The following is an 18,690-nucleotide window of genomic DNA, read 5'->3' as shown; positions in this document are numbered from 1 at the left end:
GAAGAATGAAACGGTCGATACTTGGTTTAATGTATTTAATTCAAGGAATGCGCAATGCAGGCATTGATGTCGACTCACGTTTGGCTGGTATAGGAATTAAGGTTGATGCTTTAGATCCGAGTTCCACAATTCATGATCGCTTAGAATGGGATATTCAACAAATTATTAGTGAAAATGTTGAGCCTGAAAAGGGCTTATTTATTGGACAGCATTATGCTTTAGCAGGTTACGGCCCATTGCTTATGTTGCTTGTAACAAGTAATGATGTTCAAACTGCATTAAATAAAGGAATAAAATATCAAAGACTTACTCATTTATTTGGTGCTTTAGGTCTATATGAGACTGATGAGCGTACAATTTTAAGTTATTTGCCTGTTGATTTGAAAACGCAAGTGGGACAGTTACGGGCGCAATGTGAAGTTTCAGGAACTTATAAATTTATTCAAGATATTTATACGATGATGGGATTACAAATGCCCACTATGCGTATAGAACTTCCATTTGAAAAACCAACTAACTCAGATACTTTATCTCGCTATTTTGCATATTACGGCGATGATGTGCACTTTAATGGTAAATATGCAGCATTTAGCCTAAGCAAGGATGTGCTTGAAATCAAAATCCCTTCAGCGGATATCATTACACATCGTATTTATGAATCAAAATGTATTACAGAAATAACAAGATTAAATCAACAAGATCACCAAACTCCACATATCATACAATGTGTGCAAGATTATCTTGAATTACAGCAAGGAATTATCCCGAGCATGGCGGAAACTGCTTTTGCATTGAAAATGCCTGAAAGGACATTAAGGCATCAATTGCAACAGTTAAATACGAGTTATAAGCAAATTCGTGAACAAATTATCAAGAATAAGGCATTAAAGCTTATGGAATATAGGGAATACTCAATAGAAGTTATTGCTGAATTGCTCGGTTATTCTGAACCAGCAGCATTTAATCATGCATTTAAACGATGGTTTGGACAAAGTCCTCGACAATATGGCAAAGAATCATCGTCGTAATTCTTGATGCTAAAAGCTAATGTGGTTGAACAAAATGTTCGCTATACTCCTATCAGTTAAAATTGAAATAAAACGATATGTTAAATTTAAAATCTTCTCATAGTACCGCATTCTCACCTTCTTCCCCAGCAGAACGCTATGCTGAGGCTTTAGCTTCAGGCCAGTTTATGGCAGATGATGCGCAAGCACAGGCAGTGCAAGAATTAGATCGTGTATGGAAAGAACTTTTAAACCGTTATAAAGCCTCTAAAAAGGCTTTCCGTCGTTTTCGCCGCCAAACTTCACCTAAAGGTGTCTATATGTGGGGTGGAGTAGGTCGTGGAAAAACTTGGCTGATGGATCAATTTTATGAGTCAGTGCCGTTTCGCCGTAAAACACGTATGCATTTTCATCATTTCATGCAACATGTTCATAAAGAGTTAAATAAGCTTTCAGGCCAACGTAATCCACTTGAAATCGTGGCTGACCAAATTTATAAAGATGCAGTCGTTATTTGTTTTGATGAGTTCTTTGTGTCAAATGTAACGGATGCAATGATTCTAAGTGATTTATTTCAAAAATTATTTGTTCGTGGCGTGACATTAATTGCAACATCAAATATTGCACCAGATGGTTTATATAAAAACGGTATTCACCGTGATCGCTTTTTACCAACAATTGAAATGGTTAAAAAGAATTGCGCTGTTTTAAATGTAGATGCAGGTGTGGATTATCGTTTACGCGTATTAAAACAAGCTCAATTATTTAAATCACCATTAAGTAATGAAGTCCAAAACTGGATGTCGGAACGTTTTAGTGCATTAACTCATACACAAGCTCATTCTCAAGAGCCTATTGTAATCAATAATCGTATTGTTGAGACGTTAGGGCATACAGAGGATGTATTGTGGTGTGAGTTTTCTGAACTCTGCTTTAAACCACGTAGCCCAGCAGATTTTATTGAAATTGCAAATATCTATAATACGGTTTTGGTGAGTAATGTTCCTCATTTAACAGATTTCTTGTCTGAAGGTACACGTCGTTTTATTTATCTAGTCGATGAGTTTTATGACCGGGGCGTAAAATTACTTTTAACTTCTCAAGATAGTATTATTGATATTTATCAAGGCGAAAAGTTAGCATTTGAAATTGAGCGTACTCGCTCACGTTTGTTAGAAATGCAATCGGATGAATATTTGCATTCTGAGCATCGTCATATTGATGAAGCTAAAAATGCATAAAAAATAGATATGAAAAGCGCTCTATATAGGGCGCTTTTTTTACAACAAAAATAGATAAATTTCGTTAAATAGTGCTTTTTCACGCTGCAAAGTTTGATATAACTAAATACGCTTTAGAAAAATAAGATAGTGGAATTTTTTGTCTGTTAACAAAAAGTCTAGTTTCAGTATCTTTAAATATTGAATAAATTGTTGGGAATCCTAGTTAGAATTTTAATATTCCCTATATAGAAAAATTTATCTTTGTCAATAGTTTTACAAGGGAAAATGCTTACTATTTAGGAATGTGATATTAGTATTCAGCTTAATTTAAATCGGTATACTAGGATTCTCTTGGTATAAAAAGTAGCAACTTCAGGAAAGACAATGACTGCACGTATTCAAAAAGGCAAGTTAGCGATTGCTAAAGAACTTTACGATTTTATCGAAAATGAAGCTTTACCAGGTTCTGGTTTAGATAGTGAAACTTACTGGAAGAACTTTGAGCAAGTTGTTGTCGATCTTAGCCCAAAAAATAAAGCATTATTGGCTAAGCGTGATGAATTACAAGCAAAAATTGATGAATGGCACCGTAACAACAAATTTGAACTAGGTGCTTATAAGGCGTTCTTAACTGAAATTGGTTATTTATTGCCAGAAGTTGAAGACTTTCAAATTACAACTGAAAATGTTGATGAAGAAATTGCATTATTAGCAGGGCCGCAATTAGTTGTACCTGTACGTAATGCTCGTTATTGCTTAAATGCAGCAAATGCTCGTTGGGGCTCTTTATATGATGCACTTTACGGCTTCGATGTAATTTCTGAAGAAGGCGGAGCTGAAAAAGGTAAAGGATATAACCCTGTACGTGGTGCAAAAGTTATTGAGTTCGCTAAAAATTTCTTAAATGAAGTTTTTCCACTTGCAGAAGGTTCACATGCAGATGCGACAAAATATGCAATTGAGCAAAATAAACTTGTAGTAACTTTGAAAGATGGTTCAAAAACAGGTTTAGCTCATGAAGCTCAGTTTGTTGGCTTTAACGGTGAAGATGCGAATCCTACAGAAGTTGTACTTCTAAGTAATGGCCTTCATGTCATTATCGAAATTGATGCCTCTAGCCCAATTGGCCAAACTGATTTAGCCGGTGTTAAAGACTTAACATTTGAAGCAGCTGTAACCACCATTCAGGATTTAGAAGATTCTGTTGCAGCAGTAGACGCTGAAGAAAAAGTTGAAGGCTACCGTAACTGGTTAGGTTTAATGAAGGGTACGCTTCAAGAATCTATCGAGAAGAATGGTAAAACGATTGTTCGTGATTTAAATAAAGACCGCGAAATTAAAAACTTAATTGGTGGCACAACAAAACTTCATGGTCGTTCACTTATGTTACTTCGTAACGTAGGTCATTTAATGACTAACCCAGCTATTTTGGTAGATGGTGAAGAAATTTTCGAAGGAATTATGGATGCATTGGTAACACCGTTGTTGTCAGTTGCGGACATTCGTAGTGAAAACGAAAACAAGAACTCACGTAAAGGTTCTATGTATATTGTTAAACCAAAAATGCATGGTCCAGAAGAAGTTGCGTTTGCTGTAGAGTTATTTGAACGTGCTGAGCAAGCGTTAGGATTACCAGCGAAGTCATTGAAAATCGGTATTATGGATGAAGAACGTCGTACATCTGTAAACTTGAAAAACTGTATTGCTGCTGCAAAAGACCGTACGATCTTCATTAATACTGGTTTCATGGACCGTACAGGCGATGAAATTCATACGTCAATGGAAGCTGCACCAGTTGTTCGTAAAGAAGCTGTAAAAACACAAAAATGGATCGCTGCTTACGAAAACCGTAACGTTGCAATTGGTTTGAAGTGTGGTTTACAAGGTAAAGCACAAATTGGTAAAGGCATGTGGCCAAAACCGGATAGTATGAAAGATATGTTGGCAACTAAGGCTGCACATCCAAATGCGGGTGCGTCATGTGCTTGGGTTCCATCTCCAGCTGGTGCAGTGCTTCATGCAATGCATTATCATCAAGTTAATGTAAAGGCACGTCAAGATCAGTTAAAAGCTGAAGAAATGTTGTCATTAGATGACTTGTTGACTCCGCCGTTTGCGCCTGAGACAAATTGGTCAGCAGAAGAGATTAACAACGAACTTGAAAATAACTGCCAAGGTATTTTAGGTTATGTTGTGCGTTGGGTTGATTTAGGCGTAGGCTGTTCAAAAGTTCCAGACATTAATAATGTCGGCCTAATGGAAGATCGTGCAACATTACGTATTTCTTCTCAACACGTTGCGAACTGGTTGCGTCACGGTATTGTGACTCGTGATCAAGTTGAAGAAGTGCTTAAACGCATGGCAAAAATTGTTGATGAGCAAAACGCAAATGATTCATTGTATACGCCAATGGCAGCTAACTTTGAAACCAATATTGCTTTCCAAGCAGCTTCTGACCTCATCTTCAAAGGTTGTGAACAGCCTTCTGGTTATACTGAGCCGTTACTACACGCTGCTCGTTTAAAGTTAAAAGGTTATACAGGTGACTAATTTTAACCTAGTATAAAAAAAGCCTCTTCGGAGGCTTTTTTATTTGGAAGAATAAATCGAATTTATGACTTAATTATTACTCACTATACCAATTTTAGTGACACCTAAACGCTGTGCTGTAGCCATGACCATTGCTACGTTTTTATATTCAGCCATTTGGTCAGGTTTGAGTTTGATCTGGTCTTGATCTTTTTTGGCAACAACACCTTGAAATAAAGTCTCTAGTGCGGTGCGGTCAGAAACCTGTTGGTTATTCCAAAATACTTTGCCTGCAGCATCAATTCGCACATCAATCACTTCAGGTGGCTTTTCATTTGTTGGTGGTGGTGTGCCATTTGGCAAATTAATATTAATCGCGTTGTTTGGCGCAGGTATGGTAATAATAAACATAATAATGAGTACCAGCATGACATCAATAAGAGGTGTCATGTTGACTTCTAACATCACGTCATCATCATTATTTGAACCGACATTCATACCCATGAAATTCTCCTTAAAGTAATCACTGGGAGGCTGGAGGGGTAGTAACAAAGGCAATTTTGCCAATACCAGCTTGTTTAGTGGTGCTAATGACCTGATCTATTGCCTCAAAATGAGTAAGTTGATCTCCACGAATATGAACTTCTGGCTGAGGCCTTTTTTGTGCAACTACTTGAAGCTTTGATAGCAATATTTCTTTATTAGGCACATAGCTTTCATTCCAGAAAATATCTCCTTTCTTGTTTACTGAAAGTTGAATATTTTCAGGTGTGGTGGCATACGGAGTATTTTTTTCTTCTGGTAGTTTCACCGGAACCGTATGTGTGACTACCGGAATCGTAATAAGGAAAATAATAAGTAAAACCAACATGACATCAACGAGAGGTGTTGTATTAATCGCACCAATCATTTCATCATCATCTTCAGAGCCAACACTCATACCCATAATGTTTGCTCCTGATTATTTAATGTTGCGGTTAACTGAATTATTGGTATTAATTTCTCCGCTTAATAAAACCGCGTGTAAATCTGAACCAAACGAACGAACATTTTCCATCACAGCTTTATTGCGGCGAGTCAGCCAGTTGTAACCAAGTACAGCAGGCACTGCAACTGCGAGGCCAATCGCTGTCATAATGAGAGCTTCACCGACTGGGCCAGCAACTTTATCAATAGATGCCTGACCTGAAATTCCGATGGCTGTTAATGCGTGATAAATTCCCCAAACCGTACCAAAAAGACCAACAAATGGTGCGGTTGAACCCACAGTTGCCAAAAAGGCTAAACCACCACCTAAGTGATTTTGTATTTTTTCAATTGCGCGTTGAATTGATATGCTCACCCATGTATTAAAGTCAATGCGCTCAAGTAAAGAGCCGCCGTGTGATTTGGTTGAGTTAATGCCTTTTTCTGCAATAAAACGATAGGCGCTACTTTGTTCTAAATTGTCGGCTGCATTATCTAGTGAAGTTGCTTCCCAAAAACTTTTCTCTGCTTCTTTACCTTGGCGTTTTACTTTTGCTTGCTGTAAAAATTTCGAGACAATGATGTACCACGTGCCAATCGACATCAGCACTAATATAAATAAAGTGGATTTAGCGACTAAATCTCCCTCACGCCAAAGCGCTTCTAGGCCATAAGGATTTTTAACAGTTTCGCTAGTGGCTGGTTTCGGTGGTGGAGTCGGAGTTGTCGCATTTGAAGTTGACTCAGTGGTTGCTGTTGCAACTGGAGTATTAGTCTCTTCTGCAAAAACCGAGCTTAATGGAAGTAAAGAGCAAGCTGCGATTAGACTTGCAGAAGCGAAACGTACTAACGGTTGAGTTGATTTTTTCATCATATTATCTCCAATATTTTTAATTTCTTGCTAATTCAATTATTTATTCAATTACAAATGGATATTCAAGTTCATACCAGTCTTGCTGAGGCACGCCATCTTTCATTGCTGGTTTGAACGTACATAAGCTGTAGGCTTTCGTTGCCGCCTTATCAAGAATCCTACTACCGCTCGATTTCTTTACCTTCGCTTCTATAACCTTGCCATTGGTATCAACTAAAACTCGAATGCGCACTGTACCTTGTTCACCACTCATTTCTGCTTCACGTGGATATTCAGGTTTCTCACAACCAGCAGAACCTTCCGAAACACCGCGAGTTACGCCAGCTGGTTTAGGAGCAGGGGCAGCTGCCACTGGAGCCGGTGCGGCAACGGGGCTTGGCGACGGGGTACTAGGTGCAGCAGGAGCTGGGGTAGCAACTTTAGTGGGTTGAGCGACTGGAGTCGTTTTTTGTACAGGTGTCACTTTTTCAACCTGTTTCACTGGCTCAGGTACTTTGGCTACCTTTTCTACCATTTTAGGTGGCTCAGGCGGTTTTTCCTTAGGCTTGGGCTCCTCTGGTTTTGGAGGAGGCGGAGGCTTAATATCCTGAATAATTTGTAATTCCACAGGTTTTTCTGCTGGTTTTTGAATATTGTTTGCTAAACCTGACATCAGAATATAGGCAACAAGAAGATGCAGAAAAAGTACTGCAGCAATACCAATAAGGCGCTTTGCAGATTTATTTTCTATGTCTGTAAAAGTCATGCCCATAGTTACTCCTGAAACTGTAGACAAACAATTTTATAAATGACTGTTTGGCTAAGAATGGGTATTTGTTCTGCAAACTAACTTTTGAGAGTTATATTTGCAGAACAACCATTTAGAACTTATAGGTACCTCGGACAAAGTACGTACGTCCTAAAGGATCTGCATAACGTGGGTCATATCCCATTTGGAAGTTGTCACCGACATTTGAAGCAGGAGGAGCTTCATCAAACATATTTTTAATACCTGCGGTGACTTCTAGATTTTTAAAGCCTTTGTAAGTACCTGAAATATTATAGGTTGTATAGTCGCTCACTTTGTGATTTCGATAGCCTGCTTTAACAGAAGAACTTGAATTTTGATCTTGATAACCGCGAGAGAAGTTTTGTTGGAGGTTTAAAGCCCAGTTTTCATAATTCCAATTTAGGTTTGCAGTATGTTTCCAGCGAAGAATAATAGCTTGGTAGTCTAGACCACTATAAGTGCCGGCAACACTTTTCCAGTCCCCATCTGGTTCGGCTTGATATTTGTAGTCTGTTATATATGTACCATCAATGTTGAAACCGAATCGACCTGTAGCAGTCATTGGAGAAACCCAACTTAAGCCGACATCAAAACCTGAGGTTTTAATTCCACCTAAATTTTGTTGTGTTGTAATAATATAATCTAATGAGCCATCCGGATTACGTACAAATTTGTCTGCATATTTCACTGGATCGTCAAAAATAGCAGTTTCTGAAAGTGTAGCAATTTGCTTGTCTACTTCGATATTGAAGTAATCAAGAGTGAAAGCTAAATTTTTAATTGGTTCAAATACTAAGCCTGCAGTAAAAGACTTTGATTCTTCCGGATCTAGAGTTTTATTACCTCCATTTTGTCTATCAAATTGCATATTACAATCACGTTCTCTTACACCACCTGGTTTTAAGACATCCCCTGGGCAGAGTACGGGATCATAATAGTATCCACCAGTATTGGTTACTGAATTTGGTCCATTCACTTCCCAAAGTGTTGGAGCTCTGAAGCCAGTACTATAAGTTGTACGGAACATTAACTGTTTAATAGGTTCCCAACGAAGTGCAAATTTTGGATTAAACGTATCACCAAAATCATTGTAGTCATCATAACGAGCAGCAATTTGAGCTTCTAAAGTTTTATGAAGAGGAATGTGAAATTCGGTAAATACCGATTTAATATTACGATCGCCAGTATTTACTGGCTCATCCGGATCGATGCCTGCACTAGGCGCGACTCGGGCAACATCAGTAACGACTTTTGAAGTCCAATCTTCATAACGATAGCTTGCTCCAATTGCAAAACCAACGTCTCCAGCTGGTAATTTAAATATAGGTCGACTTGCAGTGAAATCGACAGTAGTTGTATCTAGGTTAGCTTTTAAGTATTTACCTTCAACACCTAACTGATTCCATACATTGGCATCTTCAGGGTTTTGCGGCCCGAACGGGTTTAATGTGCCATTGTTTAAAGCTTCTTGTGTTTTGTCAAAATTTAAATAGCCGCTTACGACAGCATCAGATGCACTGCTATGCGCATAGGTAACGCCTGAATTAATATCCCAACCATGAGTTTCACCTTCAATACCGGCAAATAATCTATGTGACTGGTTAATACTATTACTTACACGATTACCAGACTGTGAACGTAGATATAGAGGGATAGTTCCAGTAGCGCCAGCAAGAGCGGGGGTTATGCCATTTCCTGGATAATATTTACTGCTAGGGTCAAGTGTTAAATCAAAAAATACATCTGGCGCAACGGAAGTAGTGACTTCACTTCTTGCATATAAATATTCTGCAATCGCATTAAAGTTATCGTTCAGTTTAAAAGTAGCTCGGCCCATTGCTGAAATATCTTCTGTCTTTGGAACAATTCCAATCACAGCTTGGCTGTTATATAGACAAGTTTTTCCATCCTTACTCGTCTTAACAAGTGGATTATCACCGCAACCTGTAGATGCATATGGGTTACTCAAGCCCGGAACATTGGCGGGAAATGAGCCACTACTGGCTTTTTCTATACCTAATTCGGGTAATATCCCTCCACGCCGACTGACTTTACGGTCTTTGGCCATAACATCATCGCCTTTTCGATAGTCGACAACACCAAAAACGTTATAGTCATTTTCATCTAAATCACCGAAGCCGCCAAAGATGCTGTAATCTTGCTGTTCTCCGCCTTTTTCTTCTGGTTTTTGATAACCTGCGGTTAGATTAAGGCCCGTAAACTGTTTTTTAGTAATAAAGTTAATTACCCCACCAATTGCATCTGTTCCATAAATGGAAGAAGCACCATCACGTAAAACCTCAATGCGGTCTAACATTGCGAGTGGAATAATATTTAAGTTTGTGACGCCGCTATCATATGCATTTGCAGCCAACCGACGACCATTCAGTAAAATAAGTGTTTTATTGGCACCTAAGGCTCTAAGGTTCGCTGCTGAACCTGCCGTCCTACTTGCACCAACATTACTTGCAGTCACAAAGTTCGATTGGTTTGCACTAATTTTTGCTAAAGCCTCTTCAGTTGTGGTTACCCCTTGTTTTAAGATTTCATCAACTTTTACAACAGTAATGGGTGAAGCACTTTGAGCTGCAACCCCCTTAATTGAAGAACCTGTCACAGCAACTTTTACAACTTTGACAGGTTTATCATCATTGCTTGATTGTTCTGTTTCTGCTGCTTGTGCCAGGGTAAGACACATCATGCTTAAACTAAGGGTGCTTAATTTAAGAATTGTTTTGCCAATCTTGGGGGTTACCTGAGATCGAACATTGTATTTTTTTTTCATCGTGGATTTGATCCCTTTTTGTTGTAGTTAGCGATATTGCTGAAAAGTGTTTAAGCAAAGCAAGTGCCAACTATATATTTTTCTTTTTTTAGCTTATGCAAAATGTTGATAAATATTGATTTTATTATGGTTGTGATGAGGATTTAGAGTTTTATCTTTGTTTAAAAAGTTTTCCATTTGGTAAGTTTTTCTATGTTGGCTAAAAGTTCCAAAATTATTTGTATAAAAAATAATCATTATTGGATTGTTCATGTATTTATTTTTTACTTTTGTATCTTTTTAGAACTTTTTAAAATGTAATTGTATAATGTAACATTTCTTTTGAGTTTTACTTTTTATAGATAAATCAGCTGTATATGTGGAGATTTTCTATTTAAACTATAAAAAAATTTTGAGCTAAAATGAAACAATTATGACTTTTAATTGTGCATTATAGGTTAATAATGGATAAGTTATATAAATATAATATTTGGCAAAAACTTACTTTTGTTTATATATTCCAATCAGCTTTAAGTGCCTAATAAAGATGTAAATTTTAAATATTTTTATATAGGTTATTCTTGATCATAAAATATGGCATGAAATTCGCTTTATATTAGATAGTTACAGCTTTCTAATTTTATTGTTAGATTTTTCCATTTGATCAAATAAAAGATTGAATAAAACATTTAATAATTTACAAAGAAGAAAGTAGTCCGTTGAGAAAGAACTTTTCTTATGCGGATTTAGATGTTACTCAAAAGGATAATATCTTTAAAATATTAATTAAGTAGGTAGGAACTTGAAATTAAAAATTTTTAAGCTCGCCATTTTAAGTCTGGCTATTACATCAGTTTCTTGTGCTTTCGCCCAAACGCCTGCACAACCAAACAAAATATTACATGTTGCATATGAAGCACCTGATGATGGTTTTGACATGGTTAAAACCACCAATTTTTATAGTGGCAGTATTGCAGAAGCCATTTTCGAGCCTTTACTTAAATATGATTATTTAGCTCGTCCTGTGCAGTTAGTTCCTTATACGGCTGAAAGTCTGCCTAAGGTTGAACAAGACGGTAAAGTTTATACATTTAAAATTAAGCCAGGTATTTATTTCACCAATGACCCTGCTTTTAAAGGTAAACGTCGCGAGCTTGTGGCAGAAGATTATGTTTATGCAATTAAACGCATTTTAGATCCTGAAAATAGGGCACCTTCTGTTTCATTCATTGATGGGAAATTGTTAGGTGCCGATGCGGTTGTAGCTAAGGCAAAGAAAACTGGAAAATTTGATTATGCTGTACCCATTGCAGGAGTGAAAGCGCTTGATCGATATACTCTACAACTTACTTTAACTCGGCAAGACTTTAATTTTCCTTATATTCTTGCCTATATATCTTTTGGTGGAGTTGCCAAAGAGGTTGTTGATTATTATGGCGACCGTATTGGTATGCATCCGGTAGGGACAGGGCCTTACATGTTAAGTAAATATGTACCAAGAAGTAAGGTCGAGCTGGTTGCCAATCCTGATTATCGGGGGTTCGTGTGGAACTTTAAGTCAACAGGAATGCCGTGGGATAATCAGCTTGTTAAAGAAATGAGCGGTAAGAAAATGCCGCAAATTGGTAAAGTTGTAGTCAGTATTATTGAAGAGCAACAGTCACGATGGTTAGCTTTTCAGTCTGGTCAATTGGATTTTGATAGACTTACTGCGAATGCAGTTCCTCAAGCTTTAGATAAGGGACAACTTAAAGCATCTTTTCAAAAAAAAGGAATTAAGCATTTCCCTAATAAAGAACCTGAAATTACCTATACGATGATGAACATGCGTGATCCGGTGATTGGTGGTTTTAGCCCAGAAAAGATCGCGCTTCGTCGAGCAATTACTTTGGCATATGATCAAAAAGAAAGTATAAGACAGGCTTACAAAGGTCAAGCTGTTAGAGCAGAGATGTTTATACCTGAAGGTGTAAATGGATATAATCCGAAGTACAGGAGTAGCGTAGGATACAATCCGCTATTAGCCAATAAACTACTTGATCATTATGGTTATAAAAAAGGGGCTGATGGCTACCGGAACTTACCAAACGGGAAACCTTTGGTTTTAAAAATTAATAATGAAAATAGCTCAGCATCGGTTATTCATTCCGAACTCTGGAAAAAAAATCTGGATGCTATTGGTATTCGCGCTGACTTCAAGGTGAGTAATTTTGCGGATAATTTAAAAGCTGCAACTCAATGTAAATATATGATTTGGAGTGGAGCATGGATTGCTGACTATCCTGAAGGAGACAATTTTGCACAATTACTTTATGGTCCAAACGCGGGGCAAGGAAACCATGCTTGTTACCAGTCTAAAACTTATGACGCTCTTTATAAACAAGTCACTCATTTGCCACCCCAACAACGTCTACCATATTATGAAAAGCTTAACCGCCAGATTGAAGCTGACAATCCGTGGATTATTCATGTAACTCGACTTCGTAACTGGTTGGTACAGCCGCAAGTTCAGGGATTTAAACCCCACCCAATGATGAATACAAACTGGCAATATCTTGATATTACCCCTGTTAAAAAATAATTTTAGATAAAGATAAATATGACTGAAAATTTAATAAAACAGCTCAAGCATTGTGGTGTCGGTTTGTTATTTGCCAGCATGGCATTAACGGGATCTACAAGTATTTTTGCGAAAAGCCCCGCCGATCCAAATAAAGTTTTACGTTATGTATTCCCGACAGCTGAAACAGGTTTCGATCCAGCGTACTCACATGATTTATATTCGGCGCATGTAACCACTTCAATATTTGAAACTTTATATACCTATGATTATTTAGCAAGGCCAGCCAAACTCGTCCCACAAGTTGCAACCATGATGCCCGAAGTGAGTGCAGACGGCCTGACTTATACCATTCACATTAAAAAAGGCATTTATTTTACGCCAGACCCTGTTTTTAAAGGGAAGCCTAGAGAGTTAACGGCCAATGATTATGCGTACTCTTTTAAACGGTTGTTGGATCCGAATTTACGTTCTCCCAACAGCTGGTTGTTAGAGAACAAAATTGAAGGTATGGATGCACTAATAAAAGCAGCCAATAAAACCGGAAAATTTAACTATGACCAAAAGGTAAGTGGTTTACAAACACCGGATAGATACACTTTAGTTATTCGTTTAGTTCAGCCTGACTATAACTTTCCTTTATTACTGGCACATGACCCGACAGGTGCTGTGGCGCGTGAAGTCATCGAAAAGTATAAAGACAAAGCTGGTTTTGTCATGGGACATCCTGTAGGTACAGGACCTTATGTACTCAGTAAATGGGTGCCTGCTTCGCGTATTGTTTTAAAATCTAATCCAGATTTTCGTGGTTTCACTTGGAACTTTGCAGCCAGTAGCCCTGAGGATGAGGCAATTGTGAAGCGCCTGAAAGGCAAAAAAATGCCTCAAATTGGTACAATTGATATTCAGGTTATGGAAGAAAATCAATCACGATGGCTGGCATTTCAGCGTGGTGAAATTGATATATTTCAGCTTGAAGGGCAATTGGTCGCGAAGGCGATTAAAGACGGTAAATTAAGACCTGAGCTTGCCAAAGAAGGTGTTCATTTATCTCGTATTGTTGATCCTGAAATTAGCTATATTTATTGGAACCTTAAAAATCCGGTCGTTGGAGGAATGGGTAAGGAAAAAATTGCATTACGCCGTGCAATTGCAATGTCTCGCTCACTAGATCAAGAAATTAAATTAGTAAGAAATGATGATGCCGAGCGTCTACATTTTCCAGTACCACCCGGTGTCGTGGGATATGACCCTCAGTATAGAACCAGTACGCCGTATTCGGTGAAAGCAGCAAATTTACTATTAGATCGATATCACTATAAAAAAGATGCATCAGGTTGGCGCACACAACCAAACGGGAAGCCCCTCGTCATTGAATATATGGCGCGCAGTGACAGTATTGGTCAGCAAAGTGCTGAACTTTGGAAAAAAAACTTTGATAGTTTGAATATTCGAATGGTGTTTAAACCCATGCTGTTTGCAGATCTAATTCGTGCACAAAAACAATGTGAAGGTATGTTTGGTGCTTCTGCATGGATTGCGGATTATCCTGATGGTGATAATTTTATGCAGAATTTTTATGGTCCAAATACACATATGACGAACTGGTCTTGTGGTCCGATTCCAGAGTTTGACCAGTTGTATCGCCAAACTCAACAAATGAAAGCTGGCCCTGAACGGGATGCACTTTATCGAAAAATGACGCGTTTGTTAGAAGTCTATATGCCTGTGCAGATGTCCTATGCCCGCTACCGAAATATGTTGGCCCAGCCACAAATTATTGGATATAAGAAGCATCCAATTTTACATGCTGAGTGGATGTACATTGATATTGATACAAATACTAAATCTAATCATTAAATGAAAAATCTGGAGATATGATGAAGAATAAAACACTAAAAATGACAACGCTATGTATGTTAGCTATAGGTATAAACCACTATGCTTCAGCTGAAATAACTCGTGCTACATTGCCATTACTTAAAGCAAAACAGCTTCCAACATGGTGTGATTCTAATTTAAAAAAAATTCAGCAACAGATTACAGACTTTGAGAAAACACCTGTTGATGCCAACGCAGCAGCGGCACCTATTTTGGCAAAATGGGATAAAATTTTTGCTCATTTTGAAGATTTTTCAGGTCCGATAAGCTTATATAGCAACGTAGACCCAGATGCAAAATTGCGTAAAGCGGCGGAAGATTGTGAAATCAAAATTAATCAGTTTCACACCGATATATTTCAAAATCCCAAACTATATAACTTAATTAAAAATACACAAGCAACTGACCCAGTTGATAAAAAATATCGTCAAGATATCTTGAGCCAATTTGAAGATACAGGTGTTCAACTTGAACCTACAAAACGCGCAAGAATGAAAGCTATTCTGGATGAATTGACTAAATTAGAACAAGAATATGCCCGTAACGTTCGTGATAACCCTGAAAAACTTGAGTTTACTCCTGAAGAGATGAAGGGTTTACCAGAAAGTTATATTTCAGGTTTGAAAAAGAATGCGAAAGGAAATTATTTGGTTGGTTTTGAATATCCAGAATATCGGCCATTTATGGAGTTGGCAGATAATGATGATGCCCGAAAAAGATATCAGATTGCTTTTACACGCCGTGGTACTGAGCAAAATTTAAAACTACTCAAGCAGGCAATAGATTTGCGTTATGAGTTGGCACAATTGTTTGGAAAAGCAAGTTATGCGGATTGGGTTTTAAAAGATCGTATGGCTAAAACCCCTGATGCTGTAAACCAGTTTTTGGCAGACGTACAAAAAAAAGTAGCACCCCTTGAACGTAAAGAAGTCGAAGAACTCCGAGCATTTAAAGCGCAAACTTTAAAAACGCCTTTAGATAAAACCGAGATAACACGTTGGAGTGAAGCTTACTGGAGTGAAAAACTTCGTAAGAGTAAATATCAGATTGATCAGGAAAAGCTTCGTGATTATTTTCCGACTTTAGCTGCACAAAAATGGTTGTTTGCTATTTCTTCTGAGCTTTACGGTATTGATTTTAAACCTGTCAAAGTTAAAGCATGGCAGAACGAAGTTGAATATTACGATGTAGTTGATAAAAAGACAGGAAAGCTTTTGGGTGGCTTATATATGGATAAATTCCCTCGTGAGGGGAAATATGGCCATGCCGCAGTTTGGGGTGTATACGGTGGTAGCACTTTAACCAATCGATTACCCGTTTCAGCATTAGTCACCAATTTTAACCGTAAAGGTTTAAACAGTGATGAGCTAGAAACTTTTGTTCATGAATTTGGCCATGCTTTACATGGCATATTATCAAATACACGTTATGCCAGTCAGTCGGGAACATCCGTAGAGCGTGATTTTGTAGAAGCGCCGTCTCAAATGTATGAAGAGTGGGCACGCCGTAAAGAGACTTTATCTAAAGTGGCTGATTATTGTGACCCGGCATGTCCACGTGTTGATGACGAACTCATTGCTCGTTTAAAAGCAGTACATAATTATGGACGTGGTTTGCGTTATGCGCGTCAAACTCTTTATGCACAGTACGATATGTCATTACATACTGCTGATGCATTAAAAGTAAAGCCTTTAGAAAATTGGCAAAAAATGGAAGCTGCTACAGCGTTAGGTTATGTACCAACAACAGAGTTTCCAGGGCAGTTTGGGCATTTGATGGGGGGGTATCAAGCAGGTTATTACGGCTATATGTGGTCTGAGGTTTTAGCTTTAGATATGCTTTCTGCGTATGGCGATAACCTCAATAATCCGCAAGTAGGGCAACGTTACCGTCAAACGATTTTATCGCAGGGTAGCCAAAAACCAGCAGCTGAGTTAGTGAAAGATTTTCTTGGTCGTGAGCCTGACAATAAAGCATTCTTTAATGAAATTACCGGACAACGGGTTAAATAAGGAATTATCACTATGCTGGCATATGTTATTCGGCGTTTATGGCAGATGATTCCAACCATGTTGGGGGTAGTCTTACTTATTTTTATTCTTTTTAACTGGGTCGGTGGAGATCCAGCCTATATTTTAGCAGGCAAGATGTCCAATCCTGAGCAGATCGAAAACATTCGTAAACAGCTAGGTGTCGATCAACCGTATTACGTCCAGCTCTGGATTTTCATTAAGCAGATTCTGACTTTTGATTATGGTGCAAGTTGGAGTACTGGCGAACCTGTTTCCCAAATTATTTTAACCCGCTTAGGGCCGTCGCTCACGCTCTTAATTCCGCTCACTATTTTACAGACCGTTATTTCAATTATTTTGGCCTTAGCCGTTGCAGCGGTACGAGGTTCTTTAACTGATCGTATGGTCATGATGCTATGTACTATTGCTATGTCAATTAGTATTTTAGTTTACATTATTGTTTTTCAATATGTTTTGGCTTATCAGCTCAGTTGGTTCCCTGTACAAGGCTGGAGTGACACCTTTACTGAGAATTTATTTAAATTTGCCTTACTTCCAGTTTTAATCATGTTGGTTGTGAGTATTGCACCGACCTTACGTTTGTATCGTAGTTTTGTGCTTGATGAGATTAATCAAGATTACGTTAGAACGGCACGTGCTAAAGGTGTCGGTGAAAGCCGAATTTTGGGAGTTCATGTACTACGTAACGCTTCAATTCCGATTATTACCGATGTGATGTCTACTTTACCGGCGTTACTCATAGGCGCATTTTTAATTGAACGTTTTTTTGGTATTCCTGGTATTGGTCGAGAGGTCATTATTGCAGTTGAACGAAGTGATTTTCCTGTTATTAAGGCAATTACAGTATACATCGCAGCTGCAACCATGATTTTTAATCTGATTGCTGATTTGGTCTACAAAGTGGTTGATCCACGTGTACAGTTGAAGTAGGTGGGCTATGCTGAGCGTTTTATCAAAAAGAAAACAACAAACAAAAGCCGAAGCTCATTCATCTGGTCTGTGGAAACTTGCCATGCGACGTCTTCGGGCTGACAAGATCGCAATGTCATCGTTAGCGATCGTATTGCTTTATTTTATTATCTTGGTTCTATCAATGACGGGTGTGATTGCATCTGACTGGAATAAAGAGGTTGCAGTGAGCTACGCACCTCCCACATTTATAGGTGCAGATAAGACAACAGATGCTGAACAAAATGCTGCGGCGGTTGACGAGGAGTTACCAATAAATCCGGTAGATCCTTTAAAAGATGTTATCAAAGAACTGAATGCGCAGATTAAACAAAGCAAGAGTTCAGGGGACGCGATTGATTACTATGGCGTAGCTGACCCATTAGCTGATGATATGAAAGCCATTGATCAGCAACTTGGTGGACATCTTTTAGACCAGCAAACAGAACTGAAAAGTACACTTGTCTTTGGAGCTGATAAGTGGGGACAAGATGTTTTAAAGAAAACAATTAAAGGGGCTGAAACTTCAATTCTTGTTGGGGTTATATCTGCTTTACTTGCAGTAGGTATCGGTACGCTTTTAGGTGCAATTTCAGGATATTTTGGCGGTTGGGTCGATGATATTCTTAACTGGTTCTATAACATTTTTACCTCAATTCCATATTTATTATTAGTGCTTGCGATTGCTGCCGTACTTCAACAAAAAGGCATTTTATCTATTGTTCTGATTTTGGGTTTAACGGGTTGGACGGGTGTTTATCGGTTAATTCGTGCCGAATATATGAAACATACTGCACGTGAATACGTTCTTGCAGCTAAAGCAATTGGCGTTGGACATTTCCGCCGTATGTTCATTCATATTTTTCCAAACGTTAGCCATATCGCTTTAGTTCAAATGTCGATTTTGGTGGTTTCTTTTATTAAATCTGAAGTCATTTTGAGTTTCTTGGGTTTTGGTGTACCAGTCGGTGTGGTGTCTTGGGGCAGCATGTTAAATGAAGCACAAAGTGAACTTCTTTTAGGTAAGTGGTGGCAGCTAGTCGCAGCCTCTGTCGCAATGGCTATTTTGGTGACCGCATTTTCAATGTTTACTGATGCACTTCGTGATGCGTTAGACCCAAAGCTAAAATAAGAGG

The 18,690-nt window shown here is 38.3% G+C and carries 13 protein-coding genes; 8 read left to right on the top strand and 5 right to left on the bottom strand.

Annotated elements, in window-relative coordinates; genetic code table 11:
* The first annotated feature begins 5 nt into the window (after positions 1-5).
* The 3 genes from AC2117_RS10185 (at position 6) to AC2117_RS10175 (ending at position 4,780) form a co-directional block, all read left to right on the top strand.
* Positions 6-1,028 carry an AraC family transcriptional regulator gene (locus tag AC2117_RS10185; RefSeq protein ID WP_227549191.1) on the top strand — a complete coding sequence of 341 codons (1,023 nt, stop codon included), beginning with the start codon at positions 6-8 and terminating at the stop codon, positions 1,026-1,028.
* A 77-nt stretch (positions 1,029-1,105) separates the two neighbouring features.
* Complete coding sequence (zapE, locus tag AC2117_RS10180; protein ID WP_133973845.1) at positions 1,106-2,248, top strand: cell division protein ZapE; 1,143 nt, start codon at positions 1,106-1,108, stop codon at positions 2,246-2,248.
* Positions 2,249-2,614: 366 nt separating this feature from the next.
* Complete coding sequence (locus tag AC2117_RS10175; protein WP_133973843.1) at positions 2,615-4,780, top strand: malate synthase G; 2,166 nt, start codon at positions 2,615-2,617, stop codon at positions 4,778-4,780.
* Positions 4,781-4,849: 69 nt separating this feature from the next.
* Here AC2117_RS10175 and AC2117_RS10170 read toward each other — a convergent pair whose 3' ends face one another.
* The 5 genes from AC2117_RS10170 to AC2117_RS10150 all read right to left on the bottom strand — a co-directional run bounded on the left by AC2117_RS10170 (position 4,850) and on the right by AC2117_RS10150 (position 10,153).
* On the bottom strand, positions 4,850-5,263 hold the full coding sequence (locus tag AC2117_RS10170) for an ExbD/TolR family protein (RefSeq protein ID WP_017389510.1): 414 nt from the start codon (positions 5,261-5,263) through the stop codon (positions 4,850-4,852).
* A 19-nt stretch (positions 5,264-5,282) separates the two neighbouring features.
* Complete coding sequence (locus tag AC2117_RS10165; RefSeq protein ID WP_133973841.1) at positions 5,283-5,705, bottom strand: ExbD/TolR family protein; 423 nt, start codon at positions 5,703-5,705, stop codon at positions 5,283-5,285.
* 15 nt (positions 5,706-5,720) lie between these two features.
* Complete coding sequence (locus AC2117_RS10160; protein ID WP_133973839.1) at positions 5,721-6,599, bottom strand: MotA/TolQ/ExbB proton channel family protein; 879 nt, start codon at positions 6,597-6,599, stop codon at positions 5,721-5,723.
* A gap of 40 nt (positions 6,600-6,639) precedes the next feature.
* A complete protein-coding gene (locus AC2117_RS10155) occupies positions 6,640-7,350 on the bottom strand; it encodes an energy transducer TonB (protein WP_133973837.1) in 711 nt (236 codons plus the stop codon).
* A 109-nt stretch (positions 7,351-7,459) separates the two neighbouring features.
* Positions 7,460-10,153, bottom strand: coding sequence for a TonB-dependent receptor (locus AC2117_RS10150; RefSeq protein ID WP_197730901.1), 2,694 nt, complete (start codon positions 10,151-10,153; stop codon positions 7,460-7,462).
* 781 nt (positions 10,154-10,934) lie between these two features.
* Here AC2117_RS10150 and AC2117_RS10145 point away from each other — a divergent pair.
* Genes AC2117_RS10145 through AC2117_RS10125 form a run of 5 tightly spaced genes read left to right on the top strand, consistent with a single transcriptional unit; the run spans position 10,935 to position 18,686 of the window.
* Complete coding sequence (locus AC2117_RS10145; RefSeq protein ID WP_133973833.1) at positions 10,935-12,713, top strand: ABC transporter substrate-binding protein; 1,779 nt, start codon at positions 10,935-10,937, stop codon at positions 12,711-12,713.
* 18 nt (positions 12,714-12,731) lie between these two features.
* Positions 12,732-14,552 carry an ABC transporter substrate-binding protein gene (locus AC2117_RS10140; protein WP_133973831.1) on the top strand — a complete coding sequence of 607 codons (1,821 nt, stop codon included), beginning with the start codon at positions 12,732-12,734 and terminating at the stop codon, positions 14,550-14,552.
* Positions 14,553-14,572: 20 nt separating this feature from the next.
* A complete protein-coding gene (locus tag AC2117_RS10135; RefSeq protein ID WP_133973829.1) occupies positions 14,573-16,585 on the top strand; it encodes a M3 family metallopeptidase in 2,013 nt (670 codons plus the stop codon).
* 12 nt (positions 16,586-16,597) lie between these two features.
* Positions 16,598-17,536, top strand: coding sequence for an ABC transporter permease (locus AC2117_RS10130; RefSeq protein WP_133973827.1), 939 nt, complete (start codon positions 16,598-16,600; stop codon positions 17,534-17,536).
* A gap of 7 nt (positions 17,537-17,543) precedes the next feature.
* Positions 17,544-18,686 (top strand): ABC transporter permease, encoded by a 1,143-nt coding sequence (locus AC2117_RS10125; protein WP_133973825.1) that lies wholly within the window; start codon positions 17,544-17,546, stop codon positions 18,684-18,686.
* The last annotated feature ends 4 nt before the right edge of the window (positions 18,687-18,690 follow it).

The organism is Acinetobacter calcoaceticus, from assembly GCF_900520355.1.
Taxonomy (GTDB): domain Bacteria; phylum Pseudomonadota; class Gammaproteobacteria; order Pseudomonadales; family Moraxellaceae; genus Acinetobacter; species Acinetobacter calcoaceticus_C.
This window is presented reverse-complemented; position numbering and strand designations above follow the sequence as displayed.